Source organism: Winogradskyella aurantiaca (assembly GCF_003362725.1).
GTDB lineage: Bacteria > Bacteroidota > Bacteroidia > Flavobacteriales > Flavobacteriaceae > Winogradskyella_A > Winogradskyella_A aurantiaca.
In genome coordinates this window covers 855,602-876,881 of record NZ_QKTV01000001.1, presented here as the reverse complement: position 1 = coordinate 876,881, position 21,280 = coordinate 855,602, and the positions used below count along the sequence as shown (strand labels likewise).

The following is a 21,280-nucleotide window of genomic DNA, read 5'->3' as shown; positions in this document are numbered from 1 at the left end:
GATCAATTTAAACGTTTATGCACTAATCTTTGATACCTTTGAAATGGATAATAAAATGGCTTCTTCTTACACTTTTAATTACAAGTTTTTAAAGGATTTAATAGATCACCTAACATTTTGCAAGGAAGAGCGAATAGAAAATAAGACTAAACAACGATATACCTGATGGATAAGAATCAATTAGCAATTCGAATAAAACAATTACGAAAACAAAAAGGCATGTCTCAGGAATTTCTTGCAGATGAATCTGGTTTGAGCTTGAGGACTGTCCAAAGAATTGAAAATGGCGAATCCAATCCTACGGGCGATTCGCTTAAAAAACTTTCAAACGCACTAAATGTCAATCCAGATGAATTAATCGATTGGTCCATTAAAGAGGATCCTAAGTTCTTAACAAATCTCAATCTATCAGCGTTGACCTTTTTAGTTTTTCCCCTGTTGGGTATATTAATACCCTTTGTCCTCTGGATCCCAAAAAAAGGAAAAGTAAAGCGACTCAATCAGTTGGGACGAGAGCTTATTAATTTTCAAATTACATGGACCCTAGCCTTATTTCTAATTCCTATCCTACTTTTTGTAGTATCAAAAATGGAATTAATTGCTGGTTTATCCTTTAGTTCATTTATTGCTTATGTGATTGTATTATACATTTTCAACCTTATATTGATTATGCTAAACACGATTCGTATAGGCAATAATAAATCTGCCATTTACAAGCCTCAGATATCATTTTTAAAATAAGTTTAAAACCTGCTTGATATTAAAATGGTTTTAAAAAAATTATTCAATTAAAGAATTACATTTAGCTAAACAGCCACCTTTTTTTTGTTCAGTCTGTAACAATCAAAGATGCCTAGCGTCTTAAATTATATTCAACCAACGATTAGCTAAACCTCACTATTTTAAAATGAAATTTCTATTTCGTTCCCTCTTAGCCACTATTCTATTGTCCTTTTTCTACTCCTGTCAAAAGACCGAGGAACGCCTTGCTGTTTTTGATCCCACTGGCAAAAGCCTTTTAAATCTTAACAATCAATCAAAGGACACATTAAAGCTAAACATCAGGAACGAGCTTAATCTCACGATGTCAGAGCAACTAATAGATACCCTCGTAGCCCCTGGAAAGGCCATTCAATTGTCCCTCACTACTGAATCCAGAGATTATTATTCAGTAACTATTAATAACCGTCCATACCGACTATTTGCAGAACCCAATACCCTGAACGAGCTTTCCGTTTCCGAAGATTCCAAAGTAAACTTTAGTGGTGATTTTAAAGTCATCAATAAATTTCTTACAACCAGAAGCACAGTATCCGATTGGAACCCCTGGAATAAAGGTTTAAGAGATGAAATTTCAATTGAGGAGCTCATGGCCTCTAATGATTCCGTTCTTAGTTCTCAGCAACAACAGCTAGCTAATTATAAAGGCCTGCCCAAATGGTATACGGAATTCGAACATCTGCGTCTTGAGTACATCAAATCAGGCGCCAATCTTTCTGCTTTGTCGTACAGAGTTAAAGCCTTGTCGAGTACCGATCCTGTTCCTGATAATTTCTTGAATACGACCATAAAGGATCTTCCCATTCAAAACACCAAGTTTAATGGGGTAATCGCTTATATGAATTTTTTACAATCTTATCTTGATTTTAAAATCGATCCACGTATCGAAAACAGTTTATCTGGTGCCGGGAAGGATGAATGGACCAACTATGTTGAAAACACCATCAAAGCTTCAAAAGAGTCTTTGGGAGATTCTAAGATCGGCGATGTGCATCTGGCTAGGTACTTTTCTTTTATCTTTAATTATCTGGACCTTGTCTGGAATGATGAATGGTTAGCTCATCTAAAAGACCCGGAAATCTCAAATTATGTAAAGACCCAGATTCAGGCAAAACCGCTATTAGCGCCCGGGGAATATCTCCCCTACTTTAGCCTACCTGATATGAATTCCAAAGAATATCAGCCTGAGGATTTTAAAGGTAAGGTGCTACTCATCAACTTTTGGGGTACCTGGTGTTCTCCTTGTATTAAAGAGTTTCCATATGAAGATGCCTTAGTAGAACAGTTTAAAGATGAACCGGTGGCCATTGTAAATATCTGTCAGGATTCGGACGAAGACCTGTGGCGCAAAATGGTGAACAAGTATGATCTAAAAACCATCAACCTTTACGCCAACGATGATTGGACTAAAACTTTAGTAAAAGCCTTTGGTTCTCAAGGTCTTCCCCATAGCGTTCTGGTAGACGCCCAGGGAAAGGTTATTAAGAATAAATGTGCGCGAGCAAGTGCCGGTGTGGATGCTCTTATTGAAGATGCCTTGAAAAAAATGAAAGAAAAAGATGTACAATAAAAATCTTGCTTTTTAGTTTTACAAGCATAAACCAGGTATACCCTGCTTAACCAAATCATATGAAAACTACTTATTACCTCTCCTTTGTATGCGCCTTAGGTCTGCTACTTTCTTGTTCCAATGATAACTCAGGTCCAAATTGCCCAGGCCAGGGAACCATAGGCAATGAATCATTGGCTTATACCTATTTTAATACAGGAAACCCTACTGTATCGGGCACACCTGTTAGTGAAGCAGGCAATATTTTTTACGAACCGGCCTTTGCTGAACCTGTGAACAATGGTGTAGATATCGTGATTCCCGGAGTAAGAATACGTACGGATAATAGCAATTTTGAAATAACAAGAATTAAAATTGAGGAGAAAGCACCCAATGAAGAGTGTTATGTGCTTCAAAACGAATTTAACAATGCGCAGACTAGCTTTCAAACCGATATCGCCACGGTATTGGTACTGGACATGAGTGCCTCGCTGTCGGGTAATATTGAGGACTTAAAAACCTACGCTAAGAATTTTGCCAATACAGTAGTTAATAGCTCTGATGATTCTACCGTAGCGGTAGTGTTCTTTTCAGATAGGGATGCCATACAAAGTACAGGTTTCTTCACCTCAGATAATATTGGCCTCCTGGATTTCATCATCGATAATTACTCTAATTTCCAGGAACGTACGGCACTGTATCAGGCGGTTCAAACCGGTATAGAATTGTTAGAAGATCTTGATTTTGATGGTATTAAATCATTGGTAGCCTTTACTGATGGAGGTGATAACGACAGTAACAACCCTACCGAACTTTTAGAACAGATTAATTCTAGTGAGGTAGAAAAATTTGCTATTGGTCTCAGAGGTACTGATTTTCAAGAATCTGGACTAGAAGCAATTGTTAGTGAAAGCAGCAATTTTGTAGTCGCCGATAATATTATTGCTCTCGAGAATATTTTTAGAATCGTTGCCAAAGGTGTCGTATCTATTTATGAGATCCGCTACACTCGATCTGATCAATTACTTTCAGAAGATGAAACTATTGAAATACGTTTTAGCTTTGAAGCACAACGGATCAATTAAGTCCATAGTTCACAGATTCTTGGCATGATTTTTCAATCAAAAATGAAAAAATTAGAGTCATGAAATTAAAAGTATTGTTAGCTGTTGCCCTGTTGGTGGCGCCTGTTTCCCAACTATTAATAAAGAATACCCAATCCACCTGGGATGCCTTGGATAAAAGAGAATTGATGAACTGGATATTTCAAAACCTTCATGATTAAAAGCCATAACCCATCTAAAGCACACGAATGAATCTGGTAGTTTTTGACATCGACGGTACTCTTACCAACAGTGAGCGCCAGCATCAAACGGCTTATGTTGAGACTATGAAATCTTTCGGTATATCTAATATCAACACTGACTGGAAGTCTTATACCCATCATACCGATAGCTTCATTCTTAACGAGAATTATAAAGTCAATTTCAATAACGATTTTGACCTCTCGTTCTTGATGGAATTTGAAGTCAAAATGACCGAGGTAATGGAAAGTCTGGAACCTATTGAGCAAATTTCAGGTGCTCAAAAACTCCTTGATTATTTAAGACTAAAGGACTATGCCATTGCTTTTGCTACGGGATCCATTAAAGCTCCTGCCTTTTTAAAATTGCAACAAGCACAACTCTGGTATGATGAAGCCCTTATCGCTACAGCGAATAACCATTTCACACGAGAGGCTATTGTCAATGATGCTATAGTAAAAGCAAAGTCCTTTTACCAAGCAGAGACTTTTGATGAGATCATATCAATTGGGGATGGTCTGTGGGATCTTCAAACAGCCCGAAACCTCAACTTGCATTTTATTGGGGTGGGTCTTAAACACGAAGCTGTCTTTAAAAGAGAAAACATACCAGTGTACACAAGAGACTGGAAGAATTTTAATTTTGAAGTAGCATTAGAACTTCTAATCAAATAACAAAATAAAGCATGCAGCGCGACACCAATCCCATTTCACTTTTTAAGGCCTGGTATCAGGAGGAATTAGATCAATCATCTTTGTCTATACCTTCAGCGGTTTGCTTATCTACTCAAGGCTTGGATGGCTATCCCAATGCGCGCTTTGTATCCTTTAAGGAAATTATTGACGGATCCTTTGTTATCACTGGTCCACTGAATTCCCGAAAAGGGTTAGAGATACAACAACACCATCAGGTAGCCTTGACCTTTTGGTGGACGACTACTGAACGTCAGGTGCGCATCCAAGGTGTTGCCCAAAAATTATCACCTGAACCAGCAGATAGTTACTTTGAAAAACGAAGCCGGGCCTCTCAAGTGGTCTCTAATATTAGTCAGCAGGGATCTGAAATCAATGATATCGCGCTATTACAGTCCACAGTTAAGACCCAGCTTAAAATCAACGAGCACATCAAACGACCAGAGTCATGGGGAGAATTTGCCATTCAACCCATCCGTATGGAATTCATGCAATTTAAACCTTCAAGATTCCATGAACGATGGCTATTTGAGCGGCATAAAGAGCAATGGCTAATTAATCAACTTCAGCCATAAACGTTTCGTTTCTAGCGTTAACCCTGAATAATCATATCGTAATCAGAAGCCGTCTGAATCACCTTCTGAATTAGCTCTGGAGCAACTGATTTCTCCACAGCATTGGCTTCCGTATCTGGGACACCCAATTCATTAAAAAAGGTTCGAAATCCTTTAGGACTGTGAATATTAATCCATTTACAAGTCTGATTGGTTTTGTTATTAAAGGTATGCAATGTCTTGGGTGGAATGTCAACCGATTCCCCAGCCCTTACGACCTGTGTTTTACCATTGACAAAAAACTCCAGTTCTCCTTCAATAATTAAAAATGATTCTTTGTAAGCATTGTGCAAATGAGGTGGTGGACCTGGGACATTTGGTGGGGTTTCTGCTACCATGAGGTCATAATCACCGGAGGTATCGTGTGGTGTAATTTTATGACCAAGCACCCACATGGTGTTACTTGAATCCATTTTATGAGATATTTGTCTCACAAACTTAATGGTAAACTTTGATGTATCCAAATTTTATGAGATATTTGTCTCATGAGTGATGCTTATCTCCAATCTGGACGAACCAATCAAAAACAGGAAACCCGCAGTAAAATACTGGCCGGGGCAGCTTACTTCCTCAATAAAGGGCTCAGCTTCAACCTTGATGATATTGCCAAGCGCACTGGAATTTCGAGAGCTACTGTCTACAGGTATTTTTCCAACAGCGATATTCTAGCAGCGGAAGCTGGATTGCAAGTGAGCACTAAAAGTCCTGAAGCCATTTTAGAACCTCTGGACCAACAAAATCTGGAAGCTACCATATATGGGATACAGGATTATTACAACCAACTAACACTGGACAATGAGCAGCTCTTTAGAAAATACATTAGTGCGGTATTAGATCCTGCCAATACAAACAGCAAACGTGGTGCTCGGCGTAAAAAAACCTTGAAACTAGCATTGGAAAACACCGACCTCAGTCCAAAAGATCAGGAGAAACTCTCCAACCTTATCACCCTATTTATGGGCGTTGAACCCATGATAATAACCAAAGACGTTTGTGGATTGAACAATGACGAATCTTTGGATTTATTAAAGTGGGGATTAGAATTAGTACTTAAAGGTCTTACATTGAACGAAGAGAACTAACAAGAACAGTCCATGGATGTAAACTTATGGTATTCGGGTACTCAAAGTGCCAATGTACAAGGGCTCAATGTGGTGTACAAACGATCAGGCCAAGGTGAATCGCTAATTTGTATTCATGGCTTTCCATCATCTTCCTGGGACTTTGAACTTCTTTGGCCAGCTCTATCTCAAAGGTTCGACGTGATTGCTCACGATCTTATTGGACTTGGCAAGTCCTCCAAACCTAATCAAACGCTTAGCATTAGTTTGCAAGCCGATGTTATTGAAGATCTGTTAATAGAGCAAGGTATTACTAAGGCGCATATACTAGCACATGATCTGGGAGATACGATTGCTCAAGAATTATTGGCACGTCAGTACCATAAGACCTCCAAAGTCAACTGGCTATCTTGTGTGTTTTTGAATGGAGGCTTGTTTCCTGAAACCCATCGAGCCCTTGTTATTCAGAAGCTACTCTTATCGCCATTAGGCCCTCTTGTGGTTAAGGCTATGTCACTCGCCTCTTTAAAACGAAGTTTCCACAATATTTTCAGCCAGGCCCATCCCCCATCTGATGAGTTTGTGAAGGAGACATGGAATTTAATCATTGAAAACAACGGACGCCGAATGATCCCACGTTTAATCCATTACATTAAAGAGCGACGACGCAACAGAGACCGTTGGGTAAAACCGATGGTGGCGTCAGTAGTTCCTATGCGTCTTATCAATGGCATCGAAGATCCTGTTTCAGGACTGCACGCAGCAGAGCGCTATGCGGAACTAATTCCCGATGCTGATATCGTCTACCTGCAAAATTCTGGTCACTACCCACACATTGAAACCCCTAAGGAAGTCTTAAAGGCATTTTTTGATTTTCATGATGCCTTATTATGATAAGGTCACTTTAATTGTAAAATCAGGGGCCTTGATAAAAATCTGCTATCTTTAGTTGACCACCACAATACATTTGATATGAAGCACCTTAAAAAGATCTTCAAAATTTTAGTACTAAGTCTGGCACTATTAGTACTGGCAGTTGTATTACTTTTTGGGTATAGCGATATTCCTTTAGACGAGCTTAAGAGCCGCTATACCAATGAAGCATCGGCCTTTGTAGATGTGGACGGTATGCAAGTCCATTACAGAGATGAGGGCCCAAAATCAGATAGTATTCCTATCGTCTTAATCCATGGTACTGGAAGTAGTCTACACACCTTTGATGATTGGACTACGGATCTTAAAAGCAAGCATCGCGTTATTCGGATGGACCTGCCTGGTTATGGATTAACCGGCCCCTTTCCTAATCGCGACTATAGTATGGAAAGCTATATAGATTTCATACACGATTTCCTCAATGCCATGAACGTTGACTCATGTATTCTTGGCGGTAATTCGCTGGGTGGAGGCATCTCATGGCGATTCACCCTTGAGCACCCAGACACAGTAGATAAGCTTATTCTCATTGATGCTTCTGGATATCCTGTTAAGGCCCAAAGCCGACCTATCGCCTTTCAACTTGCCGAAATACCAATTATAAAACAGATATTTACTTACATCACTCCGCGTTCCGTGGCCAAATCCAGTATTGAAAATGTCTATGCTGACAAATCAAAGGTTACTGAACCTTTGGTGGACCGGTATTTTGAATTGACCCTTAGAGAGGGCAACCGTCAGGCTTTTGTAGACCGATTAGCCGTAGACCACCAGTCTGATGAATACCTAAACATACCTAACATTCAGCAACCCACATTGATACTTTGGGGTGAAAAGGATGAATTAATCCCAGTAGCTATGGCACAGAATTTTTACAAGGATATACCCAATAATACCTTGCTGATCCTTAAAAACGTAGGACATGTGCCCATGGAGGAAGCCCCTGATGAAAGTCTAGAGGCTGTTTTACTTTTCCTGGATTGATAGTTGTAATTTTAGAAATCAGTTGAGTCGCCATGTCCATTTTTAAATCCTTTAAACTGTTTTACCCTAAGATGCGATCCAATCGCTGGTATTGGTTATTCTACCTCTTTTGCCGGGTATCACTAGCCTATGCATTTATCGTGGCAGGTATGGTAAAAATAGTAGGAGAACGCTTTGCTAATGGCTTGTCCGAATTACATCCTATGGGAGCCTATCTTACGGCTCTTCATGATACTGGATATTACTACACCTTCATTGGTATCGCTCAAGTGATCGCTGCCATCCTGTTATTGATTCCGAGAACTGTTTTATGGGGAGCTTTGGTTTATCTGCCTATCATAATCAACATTTGGATACTGTCTTATGCGGTAAGGTTTGAAGGATCTATTGTTACCTCCCCTTTGATGACCCTGGCAAATCTCTTTATTTTAGTCTGGCACTATGACCGATTGCAATATTTGCTTCCCATCAAAAAACTTAAACCCCTACCCTTTTTTGAAAAACCAGAGCATTATAGCTGGAGATTCCCTTTTGCTTTTACCCTTATTGTGGTAGCTATTTCGGCTAGCACCATAGTCTTTGCCGTTTATGGACATGAAGTGATGCCAAGGAACTCTTTAAGGGACTGTCAGCAGCAATTCACAGGAACCTTGAATGAGGAAGCAGGTTACAGTTTCTGCGATTGCATCCATCAAGAAGGCCATTCTTTAAACCAGTGCTTAGAACTTTACAACAGTCAAAAGAAATCAAACTAAGGATGTCATGAACAAACGGTTAAAAGGTTTTATTTTTATTGGTGTTATTTCTCTAAGTGCATTTATAGCAATGGATAGTAAAGATTCTACATATGATCCCGGATCTAAATGGCAACTCATTTGGTCTGACGAATTTGAACAAGAGCAACTAGATGACAGTAAATGGAACCGACAGGTTGAAAAAGCTGGACGCTTTAATGAGGAATGGCAACGCTATACCGCCAACGAAAAGAATGCCTTTATTAAAGATGGCCGACTGGTTATTAAGGCCATTCATGAAAGCGATGTGCATGGATTGGATCAATATAGCTCAGCCCGATTAAATACTGCTAACAAGTTCTCGTTTAAGTATGGTAAGGTAGCTGCACGAATTAAATTACCCTATAGCATGGGCATATGGCCAGCATTTTGGATGCTGGGTGCCAGTATTGATGAAAATGGTGGAGATACCCCCTGGCCACAATCGGGTGAGATTGATATTCTGGAGCTCTATGGATTTAGAGACGATGCCGTGATAGAAGCCAATATCCACTATGCAAACAAAGATGACCAACATGAAATGATGGGCCCTGTGGAATACCATTTAAAGAAAGGCATCTTTGCAGACGACTTTCATATTTTTGAATTGGAATGGGACAAGAACCAGATTTCCTGGTCTGTAGATGGTGAGGAATTTATTTCAACCCCAATTAATAGCGGTGAACGGGCCGAGTTTCATCAGGAGTTCTTTTTATTGCTAAACATAGCAGTTGGTGGTACCTTTTCAGGTAGACCGGATAAAACCTCTGTTTTTCCTCAGATCATGGAAGTAGATTGGATATGCGTATACCAGAAATAAAAGCCTACTAAGAATTGTCTAAATCACACATACTTCCAACCATTGTCATTGCCCAACTACTATGCACATCCCTGTGGTTTGCTGGTAATGGAGTGATGACAGATTTGGTCACAAATTTTAATTTAGATACCGATGCATTGGGTCACTTAACAGCGGCCGTTCAGTTGGGGTTTATCACGGGCACCTTAGTTTTTGCCCTGTTGACGATTGCTGATCGGTTCTCACCATCAAAAGTCTTTTTAATTAGTGCCATTTTAGGAGCGCTCTGCAACCTGGGCATCTTATGGCAAGCCAATACTCTTACAAGTATTCTTTTATTTCGGTTTTTAACTGGGTTCTTCCTGGCAGGTATTTATCCGGTGGGTATGAAAATTGCCTCGGACTATTATAACAAGGGATTAGGCAGATCATTAGGATTTCTTGTTAGTGCCTTGGTGCTGGGCACTGCCTCGCCTCATTTATTAAAATACCTAAGCGCTAACTTTTCCTGGAACTCGGTAATCATTGGCTGTTCAGTAATGTCCGTTGGAGGAGGATTGGCATTATTTGTATTGGTCCCGAAAGGCCCGTTTATAACAGCAGGGGCTCGAGTCAACTTTCAAGTGATGTTTCAAGTCTTTAAACGCCCCACATTCAAGGCAGCGGCATTTGGCTATTTTGGGCATATGTGGGAACTTTACGCCTTTTGGGCCTTCGTACCTGTACTCCTAAAAACCTACCAATCTTTGCACCCCGAAGTTAACTTCAATGTGGCCTTATGGTCCTTTTTAGTCATTGGTGTTGGTTCGCTATCCTGTGTAGCAGCAGGAATTATGTCGCTAAAATCAGGGACTAAAAAAACTGCTTTTCTGGCCCTTCTCCTGTCCTGTATCTGTTGTCTAATAAGCCCATTGATGATCGACCAGGATCAGCCCCTATTATTCTTGAGCTTTTTAATCATTTGGGGAATGGTGGTTATTGCGGATTCACCACTATTCTCAACACTCGCTGCTCAAACAGCGCCGCCCGAAATTAAGGGAACCGCCTTAACGACTGTGAACAGTATTGGATTTGCCATTACCATCATTAGTATTCAACTCATGTCGTATTTAGATCAATCCTTCAATTCGAACTACATATATATGTTATTGGCTTTAGGACCTATCCTGGGTTTATGGGCTTTATTACAGCGCAGTAATAACAACGCAAACTAGAATATAATTACCGCTAAATTTTTGCACTTTATTCTCAAATACAAGCCTTGATTATAGTCTCCCAATTACCAAGAGAAGATTTACAGGATTTTATAAAGGAATACTATTTTATCCCCGGAAGCCGAGACCAAAAGCATTCCAGTGATTGACAATTGTTCGTATGATCTGGTATGTTTCAAATAGACATATGCTGTACACTACAAAACTAGCAACTAAATAATTACTATTGCAGGCAATAAAGCAACAGCCAAGGTTATGGCCAGTCATTATAAAAAAGATGCTCTGGAAGGCAGTACCCGAGAATTTGTTGGGAGTTATGAAATAGAGCTAGTCAACTCCAAACTCGGATGGCGAATCTCAGCGTTGAAGTTTAATTTAAAATATATGCGCGGCAATCTGGAGTTAAAGTAAGAAGATTCGTAATAGTAGTTGTTTTGAATTTCTTATTTTTAGAAGATTATTAATCAAACACTTACTTTATGAAACTTTTGAAGACCCTGCTATTTGCAGGTATTTTGTTATTAGCTTCTTGTCAACAAACCAAAGAGGAGACGGCAATGGTAGAAACCAAACCCGGTGAAATTGATCGCTCCGTATTGCCAATTCAACCACCAAAACAGAAACAGATCACAGAGATGGATGCTCGCAATGTCGAGAAACCAGATCTGTTCGAAATAAAGGCACCGGAAGGCGCTCCAAATATTGTGGTCGTTTTAATTGATGATATTGGATTTGGAGCTACCAGCACTTATGGAGGAGCTATCAACACCCCTACTTTTGACAGGCTCGCTAACAATGGCCTTAAGTTCAATAGATTTCATACCACTGCCTTATGCTCGCCTACTCGAGCCTCTCTGCTATCCGGCAGAAATCACCATAATGTCAATGTAGGTTCCGTTATGGAAGTCGCCACAGGCTTCTATGGCAACCAGGGCATTAGACCTGATAATGCTAAATACTTTGCTGAAACACTAAAACAAAACGGTTACAGTACGGCCGCATTCGGAAAATGGCACGAAACGGCCACTTGGGAAGTATCGGTTTCAGGGCCGTATACCAGATGGCCTACCAATTCAGGGTTTGACAAATTCTATGGATTTATTGGTGGTGAAACCAACCAATGGGAACCCGTCATTTTCGATGGAGTTACTAAAGTCTCAAAAGCTGAAATGGAGGACTACCACTTTACAACTGATATGACCAACGAAGCCATTGAATGGGTAAAGTTTCAGCAAGCCATGACTCCCGAAAAACCGTTTATGATGTATTATGCTACTGGAGCTACCCATGCGCCACATCACGCCCCTAAGGAATGGATAGAAAAATATAAGGGGAAGTTTGATCAAGGTTGGTTAAAACTAAGAGAAGAAACATTCGAGAGACAGAAAGCGATGGGCGTTGTTCCGCAAAATGCACAGTTGGCACCTATGCCTTCCGGCATTAAAGAATGGGAATCTTTAAGTGCAGATGAAAAGAAACTATTCGCCCTTCAAATGGAAACCTTTGCTGGGTTTGCAGAGCATACCGATAATGAAGTGGGACGCTTGGTGGATGCTATCGATGAGATAGGTGAGCTGGAAAGCACCCTATTTATCTATATCATGGGAGACAACGGGTCCAGTGCTGAGGGTGGTTTAGAAGGTACTTATAACGAGCTAGTGCATTTGAACGGAATCTTTGATGAAGAAACGGTTGAAAGCATGTTAGACCGTGCGGATGATTGGGGTGGTCCAAATTCATTCCCTCACATGTCTGCTGCCTGGGCAGTTGCTACCGATGCCCCATTCAAATGGACCAAACAAGTGGCCGCTGACTTTGGGGGGACACGAAACGGCATGGTAATGCACTGGCCTAATGGGTTTGAATCTAAAGGCGAAATAAGATCGCAATGGCACCATGTGAATGATGTTGCTTCAACTGTTTTGGAAGCAGCCAGTTTACCAACTCCAAAATCCATTAACGGAGTAGAACAAATACCCATGGATGGTGTTAGTATGTTGTATGCTACTGATGATGCTGACGCACCAGACCAACATACTACTCAGTACTTTGAGATGTTTGGAAACCGCGGTATTTATAGCAACGGATGGTTAGCTCGCGTAGTGCATATGGTACCTTGGGAAGGCAAACCAAGAAAACCCTTTTTAGAGGAAGAATGGGAATTGTATAACATAGAAGAAGATTTTAGTCTGGTCAATAATCTAGCAACTGAAAATCCAGAAAAACTTCAAGAGATGATTGATCTTTTTGAATCTGAAGCTATAAGTAACAATATATATCCACTGGACGATCGCTTATATGAACGCTTTAATGCTGCCATTGCAGGACGTCCTGATTTAATGGGTGATCGTAAATCCATTACCTTGGCACAGGGCATGGAAGGCATGCTTGAGAATACCTTCCTGAATGTAAAAAACACGTCCAAAACTATTGAGGCTAATGTATCATTATCCGGACGCGATAAAGGTATAATACTTTGCCAGGGCGGTAAATTTGGTGGTTGGGCGCTTTACATGGACAAGGGTAAGCCGGCCTATACCTATAATTATTTTGGCTTGAACAGCTACACCATCAAAGCGGATAAAGCCATAAAAAATGACAGTGCTAACATCAAATTGGAATTTGAATATGACGGTGGAGGCACCGGAAAAGGAGGAATAGCCAAACTGTATGTGGATGGTGAATTAGTGGCCGAAGGACGTATAGATAAAACACAACCTGCGGTTTTCTCTGCAGATGAAACGGCTGATGTGGGTAGAGACGATGCCACTCAGGTAGCCGATAAGGTATTTAAGGATGCTGAGGACTCAGAATTTACTGGTTATATCAAAGAAGTGATCATTAGTATCGAATAGTCAACTTATTTATTAAAAGAAAAAAGGCCTCTGTTCCCAGAGGCCTTTTTTCTTTAACCTTAATTAACTATCCTATTCTGGGTATGAAATAGTTGATTTCTCGATTGAACCATTAAATTTAAATGGTGCCATATCATAATACATCGTACTCACTGGTGAACCAAGATCTTTACCAAAATCCAGACAGTCATTAGCAGTAAAGGTTAAAGGGGCAATGATTGGAACCGTTCCTTTAGCATATTCTGCACCATTGACAAGTATAGTAACATCAATAGGTGATTGGGCCGTTTCCTTTTGTTTATTTGTAATCACCTCAATCTCTACATCACCTACTGGTAATTTTTTAGAACCTTTGATGACGGTCCTGTCAATCTCAAAAAGATTGTACTCATAAATTAAATACCCGTCTTTTACAAAGCAGCTTAATCCCCCACCAAATCCACCTAAGGCATAAAGTACCCCATTAGCTTTTTTAGGCACATTCACATTCATCGTTACTGTGTTATCAAACTTGCCTAATTTAGGCGCCGCAAACTCAGGCATACGGTCTATATCACCATGAAACACCCAGTCTTTATAAGGTGTTTTTGGAGCGTCTTCCGGATGATAAACCAGCGACCATAACCCCCCGCCAATAGGCAGGTTATCATTCTTTGCTGACTCTACCAAAAACAAACTCTTTAATTCTTGTAGTTTTTCAGGATATTGTTCTGCCAAGTCATTAGATTGTGACCAATCTTCCTCAACATTATATAACTCCCATACATCATTTTCAGGATTCCATTCCATAATACCTTCTGGTAGACCTGGAACCCAAGGAATTCGTGGGCCAAAAGTTCCCGCAAACCACCCTTCATGATAAACCCCTCGACTTGCCATTATATCAAAAAACTGAGTTTGTAATCGTCCTTCAGCGTCAGCATTATTGAAGGAATAGGCTAAACTCACCCCATCAATTGGATCTTGACTTACACCATTTACAACTTTTGGTGGTATTATATCTAACACTTCATATAAGGTAGGTGCAATATCATTTACATGATGAAATTGAGATCTTGGCGTCTTATCAGGTGTTATATTTTTTGGCCAGGACACAGCCATTGGCTGTCTGGTTCCACCAAAATGCGCAGCCACTAATTTAGTGGATTTATAAGGTGTTGAACCTGCCCATGCCCAACCGGCATGGTACATATTATCTGTTTTACCACTTCCTAATACATCTAAACCACCTAGATCATCTAAAGCCTCAATATGCTGGTCAATGGTAGTTGGAATACTATTTTGAGCCAATAATTCACTAATAGTGCCATTCTGTCCTTCAGCAGAAGAACCATTATCACCCCATATATAGAAAATGATTGTATTATCCATTTCACCAAGAGCCTCTATCTCATCGAAAATACGCCCCACATTGTAGTCGGTGTGTTCAGTAAAGCCAGCGTATACTTCCATTAGCTTACTTTGAAATTCACGCTCATTCTTAGGAATATCATCCCAAGCCGCCATTGTTTGATCTCTTTCTGTTAATGCCGTTCCCTCAGGAATCCACCCCATTTCTATTTGACGTTTGTATACCCGTTCCCGGTAGGCATCCCATCCATCATCAAATTTCCCATCGTATTTATCGATCCATTCCTTAGTTACTTGATGAGGACCATGAACCGCCCCAGAGGCCCAATACATAAAGAATGGTTTATCTGGAGCAAATGCTTTTTGTTCTCGCATCCAATGAATAGCATCATCAGCAAGGTCTTCAGTAACATGATAATAGTCGTTACCACCACTAGTCTCAGGATGATCAACTATTGTTGTATTCCTGACAAGACTTGGCTCGTATTGAGAAGCCTCACCCGAAAGAAATCCATAAAAATATTCGAACCCATAACCTGTTGGCCAGCTGTGAAAGGGTCCTTTGGAAGTGGTTTCTTCTGAAGGGGTATTGTGCCATTTACCAAATGCTGCCGTATTGTACCCGTAGTTCTTCAACACTTCAGCAATCGTTGCAGCCGATTTGGGAATTCGTCCTCTGTAACCATCCCAGTCATTCGATATTTCACAAATTTGACCGTTACCAACTGCAGTATGGTTTCTTCCAGTAAGTAAGGAGGAGCGCGTTGGTGAACACATCGCCGTAGAATGAAATCTGTTATAAGTAATTCCATTTTCAGCAACACGAGAAAGGTTTGGAGTATGGATTTCACCGCCAAAGGTATCGGCGGTTCCATTTCCAATGTCATCGATGAGAATTATTACGATGTTGGGAGCATCTGCTGCAATTCGTCGTGGAGCTGGTGTAGGATTGTAAACTGAATTTGCAATAGTAACCCCAGCCTTACTTGATGATTTTTCTTCAGGAAAAGGTAGTACTTCCTGAGCTTGAATATTTGTTCCTAGAAGTGTTGTAAGAATAATTAAAATTATCAATCCTAATACGCTGATAGAATTGGGCTTTGAATGTGGTGTATTTTTGTTCATGCGAAAATATTTTAAGCAAAAAGTTACATTAAGAGGAACTGCATGAAGAATCATTTTCGACGGGTAAAACATATCTGTAGATGAATACACCCTATCCTTATTCCACTCGTTTTCCTTAGTAAAGTTCTATTTACCTATAAGATCGGGGGTATTATTCTAAGTCGCTAAGCATTAATAAATAAAAAAGCCTCTGATAATTCAGAGGCTTTTTTATTTATTAATTAACGTTTGCGCTTACATCATTCCAGGCATACCTCCGCCCCCACCCATTGGTGGCATTGCAGGAGCGTCCTCCTTAATGTCTACTAAAGCACATTCAGTTGTTAGGATCATTCCAGCAACTGAAGCCGCATTTTCTAAAGCAATTCTTGTTACTTTCTTAGGATCAATAATTCCTGCTTTAAGCATATCTACATAAGCTTCAGACTTAGCATCGTAACCAAAGTCTTTTTTACCCTCTAATACTTTATTGATAACAACAGAACCTTCACCTCCGGCATTCTCAACAATAGTTCTCAATGGAGACTCGATTGCTTTATTAACAATTTGCACTCCAGTAGTTTCGTCAAGATTGTCAGTGGTGATTTTTTCAAGTGTATTTTTTGCTCTTACCAAGGCAACACCACCACCAGCAACAATACCTTCTTCAACCGCTGCTCTTGTAGCGTGTAAGGCATCATCAACACGGTCTTTCTTTTCCTTCATCTCAACCTCGGAAGCAGCCCCCACATACAATACGGCAACACCACCGGCTAGTTTAGCCAAACGCTCCTGCATCTTTTCTTTATCATAATCAGACGTTGAAGCTTCGAGCTGTGCTTTTATTTGATTTACCCTTCCTTTAATATCAGAAGCTTTGCCGTTTCCGTTGACAATCGTAGTGTTTTCTTTATCGATTGTCACTGTTTCAGCAGTTCCTAGCATTGAAAGATCTGCATTTTCAAGAGAAAACCCTCTTTCTTCAGAAATAACGGTACCACCTGTTAGGATAGCGATGTCTTCTAACATGGCTTTTCTTCTATCACCAAAACCTGGCGCTTTTACTGCAGCAATCTTTAGTCCACCTCTTAATTTGTTAACTACAAGGGTAGCTAAAGCTTGGCCTTCAACATCCTCTGCAATAATTAATAAAGGACGTCCAGACTGTGCAACCGGTTCTAGAATAGGCAGAATCTCCTGTAAGTTTGAGATTTTCTTATCAAACAATAAGATGTATGGATTCTCAAGATCAGCGATCATTTTATCCGTATCAGTCACAAAATATGGTGACAAATAACCTCTGTCGAACTGCATACCTTCCACAACATCTACGTATGTATCTGTTCCTTTAGCCTCCTCAACAGTAATAACACCTTCTTTGCCAACTTTACCAAAGGCCTCAGCGATTAATTCACCAATAGTGCTATCATTATTAGCTGAAATTGATGCTACCTGTTGAATTTTCTCTGATGAATTTCCAACCTTTTTAGATTGCTTGTCCAGGTCAGCAACAATAGATTCTACTGCCTTATCAATTCCTCTCTTCAAATCCATTGGATTAGCACCAGCGGCCACATTCTTTAAGCCTTCTTTTACAATAGCCTGCGCCAGTACAGTAGCAGTAGTAGTTCCATCACCTGCAAGATCATTAGTTTTAGAAGCCACCTCTTTTACCATTTGCGCCCCCATATTTTCAAGCTCGTCTTCAAGCTCTACTTCTTTTGCAACCGAAACTCCGTCCTTAGTCACTTGTGGACCACCGAAGGACTTTCCGATAATTACGTTTCTTCCTTTAGGACCTAAAGTTACTTTTACTGCATTTGCCAATGCATCTACACCACGTTTTAGACCGTCGCGTGCTTCAATATCAAATTTTATATCTTTTGCCATTTTAGTTTCATTTAGCTGATTCTTATCAGCGTTAGTAGTTAAATGTAATTAATTCGTGAGATGTAATTGACTTAAACAATTGCAAGGATATCGCTCTCGCGCATCATTAAATAGTCCTTTCCCTCTAACTTTAACTCAGTGCCACCATACTTTCCATAAAGTACCGTATCGCCAACTTTAACAGTTAAAGGCTCATCTTTCTTACCATTGCCAATGGCAACAACAATTCCCTTTTGTGGTTTTTCTTTGGCATTATCAGGAATAATAATACCTGAAGCTGTAGTAGTTTCAGCTTCCATAGGTTCTACTAGAACTCTATCCGCTAAAGGTTTAATGTTTACACTCATTTTTCGTGAATTTTTATTTTGGTTAATTAAAATTGTAACAAATCGGGAAACGATGTTCTAAAACTATGCCATGACACCAATACTGACAAAGTTTCAGTTTGGTACCTAAGCAGTAATTATTAGGTTTTTAGCAAAACTTTAAAACCCTTCCTTTTAAGGAATTGTATTTTTACCCGTCTATTGAAAAAGAAAAAACAAAATCATGAAAAATATTCTACTCGCACTTTGTATCAGCCTATTTCTTGGATGTCATAATAATGCCCAGGTCAATGCTAAACAGCAAGCCGTTATTGAGGCGGACCCGGTAGTGGTCCCTCTGGAAAATGGCATGGCACGCGCCTACTTAGCTAGTGGTTGTTTCTGGTGTGTTGAAGCTATTTATGAAAGTGTAAAAGGTGTTGAGGAGGTTATTAGTGGCTATTCTGGTGGTTACACAAATAACCCAACTTATGAAGCTAGTAACACTGGTAGAACTGGGCATGCAGAAGCTGTGGAAGTTATTTACAATCCTGAAGTGGTAAGTTTTGCTTCTCTGGTAGATGTTTATTTCGGATCTCAGAATCCCACCCAGGTTAATGGTCAGGGGCCCGATAGAGGATCTCAATACAGATCTATCATTTTCTATCAAAATGAGACTCAAAAAAAGATCATTCTTGAGAAAAAAAGAGCCTTAGCCAAAGAATTAAATGCAGAAATTGCTGCCGAGGTTTATCCGTTTCAAAAGTTTTGGGTAGCAGAAGACTATCATCAAAATTATGAGCGTTTACACCCCAACCAGCCCTACATTAGAAAGGTGTCCATTCCAAGGTTAAACAGATTCAAGGCTAAATTCCCTGAGCTTTTAAAAGATGCTCCGAACAGCCACTAAGGCTTAGTCGCTTTTATTTCGAAGATCATTGGGTATAGTTGATTCTTCATTTTGTACATGCCGTCCTTAGTTTTTATCAAATCAGGAAAGACATCATAGGGGCTTTCATCATGTTCGCGCAAGAATTCAATATGTAGTCCTGCCTCGGTAAGTGAAGAGATAACGTCTCCAAGTCCATGGTTCCAACCATATTCCTTACTCATCATAACTGAGTCCTCATCCGCGTAGGTACCTTGATACTCTTCATAGATAACTTCGTCCTGATTATAGTGGTATTTGAGTTGTGGTGGGTTGGTTTGATAATCAAACATCCAGAGGATGGGATGAAATTCGACCATATAAAACACCCCCCCAGATTTGAGGCGTTCAAAAATCATTTTTCCCCAGGGTTTAAGATCCGGTAACCACCCAATGACACCATAACTAGTGAAAACTATGTCAAACTGCTCTTTGATAGTTTGGGAGGTCTCCAATACATTACAACATACAAACTCAGCATCCAAATTCAATTCATTGTTTAAGCTCTTAGCTAATCTTATACCTTGATCACTTAAATCTATACCTGTACACTTTGCTCCTAGCCTCGCCCAACTCAAGGTATCCTGTCCAAAATGGCATTGCAAATGCAACAGTGATTTACCCTTGACATCATCCCCCAAGGCCCTTAATTCATAAGACTTAAGAGAGTTAGTGCCTGCTTTAAAAGCTTCCATGGCATACATATCGCTTTTAGCATGTACGTCTACCTTTTCATTCCAGGTATTTCGGTTGGTCTCAAAATAATTATGGTGATCTTCCATGTATGCTTAATTTTGCATAAAATTAAACATCATTTGAAAAATGAAACAACTACTTCTATTCTTTAGCCTATTTGCTTTACTCACTGGATGCAAGTCTGACAAAAATCAAAAGAGTACGGTCGACACAACAGACGTAAAAACAATCCCTGAACGTATAGCGAAAGCGCACGGTATTGACCAGTGGGATCTGGTATCCACAATTGAATTTACTTTCGCAGTAGACAGAGATACCATAAAAGGATCAGGACGATCATGGAAATGGATGCCACAAACTAAAACTGTCTCATTAGTGACCCCCGATGAGTTGATTACTTATAATACCTCAGGGATTGATAGCACGGTTATGGCGGCAGATAGAGCTTTTATCAATGATAAGTTTTGGCTATTAATACCATTTCAGCTTGTTTGGGATAAAGGTGCAAACATTTCGGAGCCCATTTCAGCACAAGCACCGATTAGCGGAACTACCATGGATCAAATTACCATTACCTATCCTAGTCAGGGAGGGTATACTCCAGGCGATGCCTATGATATTTATTTTGATGAGAATTACATCATTAGAGAATGGACTTTTAGAAGAGGAAATGATCCTAAACCAACTTTATCAACCACTTTCGAAGACTATGAAGATTTCAATGGTTTGAAAATTGCAACAAGTCATAAACGCAATGGTGAAGGATGGAATTTAAAATTTCGAGATGTAAGGGTAACATTAGAGTAACTTTAAACTGCACACAAAGTCCTAATTTTACCACCTCAATTGTAAGTTGAATAATAGTTCAACGACCTATAATTATGTACATTCCGCATTTATGCGTCCATATATTTTCACTTAGCGCTTTGTTACCAAAGCGCTTTTTTTATCCCTTAAAGCCCTCGGTTACGTGGGCCCCATCGCAATAAGGTTTATTTTGTGAAGCACCACATCTACAGAATGCAGTTGTTCGATTCTTTGTTTCCTCCGCACCGTCTTTATGAGTGACCTTCAGTGTACCATATACTAGCAGCGGACCGTTTTCCATAACCTCTACTTTAGTCTCCATGGATTGAGCCGTTTGATCTTCCTCCCCATTCATGTAAAACCCTAGAGCCCCACTTGGACATTTTTTTATCCGATCTACTAACTCATCAGTAGTAGCCGCATCAATATTTATCCAGGGACGTTCGTTGGGCTTAAAAACATTTGGTAATCCCTTGACGCAAATTGCTGAGTGAATGCATTTATCAGCTTCCCAGGTAACAGTAACTTCACCATTAGTGTATTCTTTGATCTTTCCCATTATTAAATTAATTTCTTTTAAAGATAGCTAATATTTAAGCCAATTAGAAACTCAATCCCTCTAAGTCTCTCACGATAATTGCT

General features: G+C 39.9%; 22 protein-coding genes. 16 read left to right on the top strand and 6 right to left on the bottom strand.

Annotated features, from left to right (window positions below; all coding sequences use genetic code 11):
- Positions 1-165 precede the first annotated feature (165 nt).
- The 6 genes from DN064_RS04015 to DN064_RS03995 all read left to right on the top strand — a co-directional run bounded on the left by DN064_RS04015 (position 166) and on the right by DN064_RS03995 (position 4,900).
- On the top strand, positions 166-741 hold the full coding sequence (locus DN064_RS04015) for a helix-turn-helix domain-containing protein (RefSeq protein WP_115461307.1): 576 nt from the start codon (positions 166-168) through the stop codon (positions 739-741).
- A gap of 166 nt (positions 742-907) precedes the next feature.
- Positions 908-2,350 (top strand): TlpA family protein disulfide reductase, encoded by a 1,443-nt coding sequence (locus DN064_RS04010; protein ID WP_115461306.1) that lies wholly within the window; start codon positions 908-910, stop codon positions 2,348-2,350.
- 59 nt (positions 2,351-2,409) lie between these two features.
- The gene (locus DN064_RS04005) at positions 2,410-3,414 is read left to right on the top strand and encodes a vWA domain-containing protein (protein WP_115461305.1); all 1,005 of its coding nucleotides are present in this window, start codon (positions 2,410-2,412) and stop codon (positions 3,412-3,414) included.
- A 59-nt stretch (positions 3,415-3,473) separates the two neighbouring features.
- Complete coding sequence (locus tag DN064_RS14150; RefSeq protein WP_157962227.1) at positions 3,474-3,614, top strand: hypothetical protein; 141 nt, start codon at positions 3,474-3,476, stop codon at positions 3,612-3,614.
- Positions 3,615-3,641: 27 nt separating this feature from the next.
- Entirely contained in the window at positions 3,642-4,307 is a 666-nt protein-coding gene (locus DN064_RS04000; protein ID WP_115461304.1) for an HAD family hydrolase, read from the top strand.
- 11 nt (positions 4,308-4,318) lie between these two features.
- Complete coding sequence (locus DN064_RS03995; protein ID WP_115461303.1) at positions 4,319-4,900, top strand: pyridoxine/pyridoxamine 5'-phosphate oxidase; 582 nt, start codon at positions 4,319-4,321, stop codon at positions 4,898-4,900.
- Positions 4,901-4,917: 17 nt separating this feature from the next.
- On the opposite strand, the gene DN064_RS03990 is transcribed toward DN064_RS03995, so the two are convergent.
- Positions 4,918-5,352 carry a cupin domain-containing protein gene (locus DN064_RS03990; RefSeq protein WP_115461302.1) on the bottom strand — a complete coding sequence of 145 codons (435 nt, stop codon included), beginning with the start codon at positions 5,350-5,352 and terminating at the stop codon, positions 4,918-4,920.
- Between the two features lie 72 nt (positions 5,353-5,424).
- Here DN064_RS03990 and DN064_RS03985 point away from each other — a divergent pair, with 72 nt between their 5' ends.
- From DN064_RS03985 to DN064_RS03955, 8 genes are all read left to right on the top strand, one after another.
- Positions 5,425-6,021, top strand: coding sequence for a TetR/AcrR family transcriptional regulator (locus DN064_RS03985; protein ID WP_115461301.1), 597 nt, complete (start codon positions 5,425-5,427; stop codon positions 6,019-6,021).
- 12 nt (positions 6,022-6,033) lie between these two features.
- Positions 6,034-6,894 carry an alpha/beta fold hydrolase gene (locus DN064_RS03980; RefSeq protein ID WP_115461300.1) on the top strand — a complete coding sequence of 287 codons (861 nt, stop codon included), beginning with the start codon at positions 6,034-6,036 and terminating at the stop codon, positions 6,892-6,894.
- Between the two features lie 78 nt (positions 6,895-6,972).
- Entirely contained in the window at positions 6,973-7,917 is a 945-nt protein-coding gene (locus tag DN064_RS03975) for an alpha/beta fold hydrolase (protein ID WP_115461299.1), read from the top strand.
- A 32-nt stretch (positions 7,918-7,949) separates the two neighbouring features.
- Positions 7,950-8,672 (top strand): DoxX family protein, encoded by a 723-nt coding sequence (locus DN064_RS03970; RefSeq protein ID WP_115461298.1) that lies wholly within the window; start codon positions 7,950-7,952, stop codon positions 8,670-8,672.
- Between the two features lie 7 nt (positions 8,673-8,679).
- Positions 8,680-9,510 carry a glycoside hydrolase family 16 protein gene (locus DN064_RS03965; protein WP_115461297.1) on the top strand — a complete coding sequence of 277 codons (831 nt, stop codon included), beginning with the start codon at positions 8,680-8,682 and terminating at the stop codon, positions 9,508-9,510.
- A 14-nt stretch (positions 9,511-9,524) separates the two neighbouring features.
- Complete coding sequence (locus DN064_RS03960) at positions 9,525-10,703, top strand: MFS transporter (RefSeq protein ID WP_115461296.1); 1,179 nt, start codon at positions 9,525-9,527, stop codon at positions 10,701-10,703.
- Positions 10,704-10,958: 255 nt separating this feature from the next.
- On the top strand, positions 10,959-11,114 hold the full coding sequence (locus tag DN064_RS14145; RefSeq protein ID WP_157962226.1) for a hypothetical protein: 156 nt from the start codon (positions 10,959-10,961) through the stop codon (positions 11,112-11,114).
- A gap of 68 nt (positions 11,115-11,182) precedes the next feature.
- Positions 11,183-13,558 (top strand): arylsulfatase, encoded by a 2,376-nt coding sequence (locus DN064_RS03955; RefSeq protein ID WP_115461295.1) that lies wholly within the window; start codon positions 11,183-11,185, stop codon positions 13,556-13,558.
- A 72-nt stretch (positions 13,559-13,630) separates the two neighbouring features.
- Here the strand turns inward: DN064_RS03955 and DN064_RS03950 are convergent, their stop codons facing one another.
- The 3 genes from DN064_RS03950 to DN064_RS03940 all read right to left on the bottom strand — a co-directional run bounded on the left by DN064_RS03950 (position 13,631) and on the right by DN064_RS03940 (position 18,249).
- Positions 13,631-16,033, bottom strand: coding sequence for an arylsulfatase (locus DN064_RS03950; protein ID WP_115461294.1), 2,403 nt, complete (start codon positions 16,031-16,033; stop codon positions 13,631-13,633).
- Between the two features lie 234 nt (positions 16,034-16,267).
- The gene (gene groL, locus DN064_RS03945; RefSeq protein WP_115461293.1) at positions 16,268-17,902 is read right to left on the bottom strand and encodes a chaperonin GroEL; all 1,635 of its coding nucleotides are present in this window, start codon (positions 17,900-17,902) and stop codon (positions 16,268-16,270) included.
- 71 nt (positions 17,903-17,973) lie between these two features.
- On the bottom strand, positions 17,974-18,249 hold the full coding sequence (locus DN064_RS03940; RefSeq protein ID WP_115461292.1) for a co-chaperone GroES: 276 nt from the start codon (positions 18,247-18,249) through the stop codon (positions 17,974-17,976).
- A gap of 202 nt (positions 18,250-18,451) precedes the next feature.
- On the opposite strand from DN064_RS03940, the gene msrA reads away from it, so the two are divergent.
- Positions 18,452-19,117 carry a peptide-methionine (S)-S-oxide reductase MsrA gene (gene msrA, locus DN064_RS03935; RefSeq protein ID WP_115461291.1) on the top strand — a complete coding sequence of 222 codons (666 nt, stop codon included), beginning with the start codon at positions 18,452-18,454 and terminating at the stop codon, positions 19,115-19,117.
- On the opposite strand, the gene DN064_RS03930 is transcribed toward msrA, so the two are convergent.
- Positions 19,114-19,917: a class I SAM-dependent methyltransferase gene (locus DN064_RS03930; RefSeq protein ID WP_115461290.1), complete on the bottom strand. Its 804-nt coding sequence runs from the start codon at positions 19,915-19,917 to the stop codon at positions 19,114-19,116. The genes msrA and DN064_RS03930 overlap by 4 nt on opposite strands.
- A 40-nt stretch (positions 19,918-19,957) precedes the next feature.
- Here DN064_RS03930 and DN064_RS03925 point away from each other — a divergent pair, with 40 nt between their 5' ends.
- Positions 19,958-20,638, top strand: a complete 681-nt coding sequence (locus tag DN064_RS03925; protein ID WP_115461289.1) for a hypothetical protein — start codon at positions 19,958-19,960, stop codon at positions 20,636-20,638.
- 139 nt (positions 20,639-20,777) lie between these two features.
- Here the strand turns inward: DN064_RS03925 and DN064_RS03920 are convergent, their stop codons facing one another.
- Entirely contained in the window at positions 20,778-21,197 is a 420-nt protein-coding gene (locus DN064_RS03920; protein ID WP_115461288.1) for a (4Fe-4S)-binding protein, read from the bottom strand.
- Between the last annotated feature and the right edge of the window lie 83 nt (positions 21,198-21,280).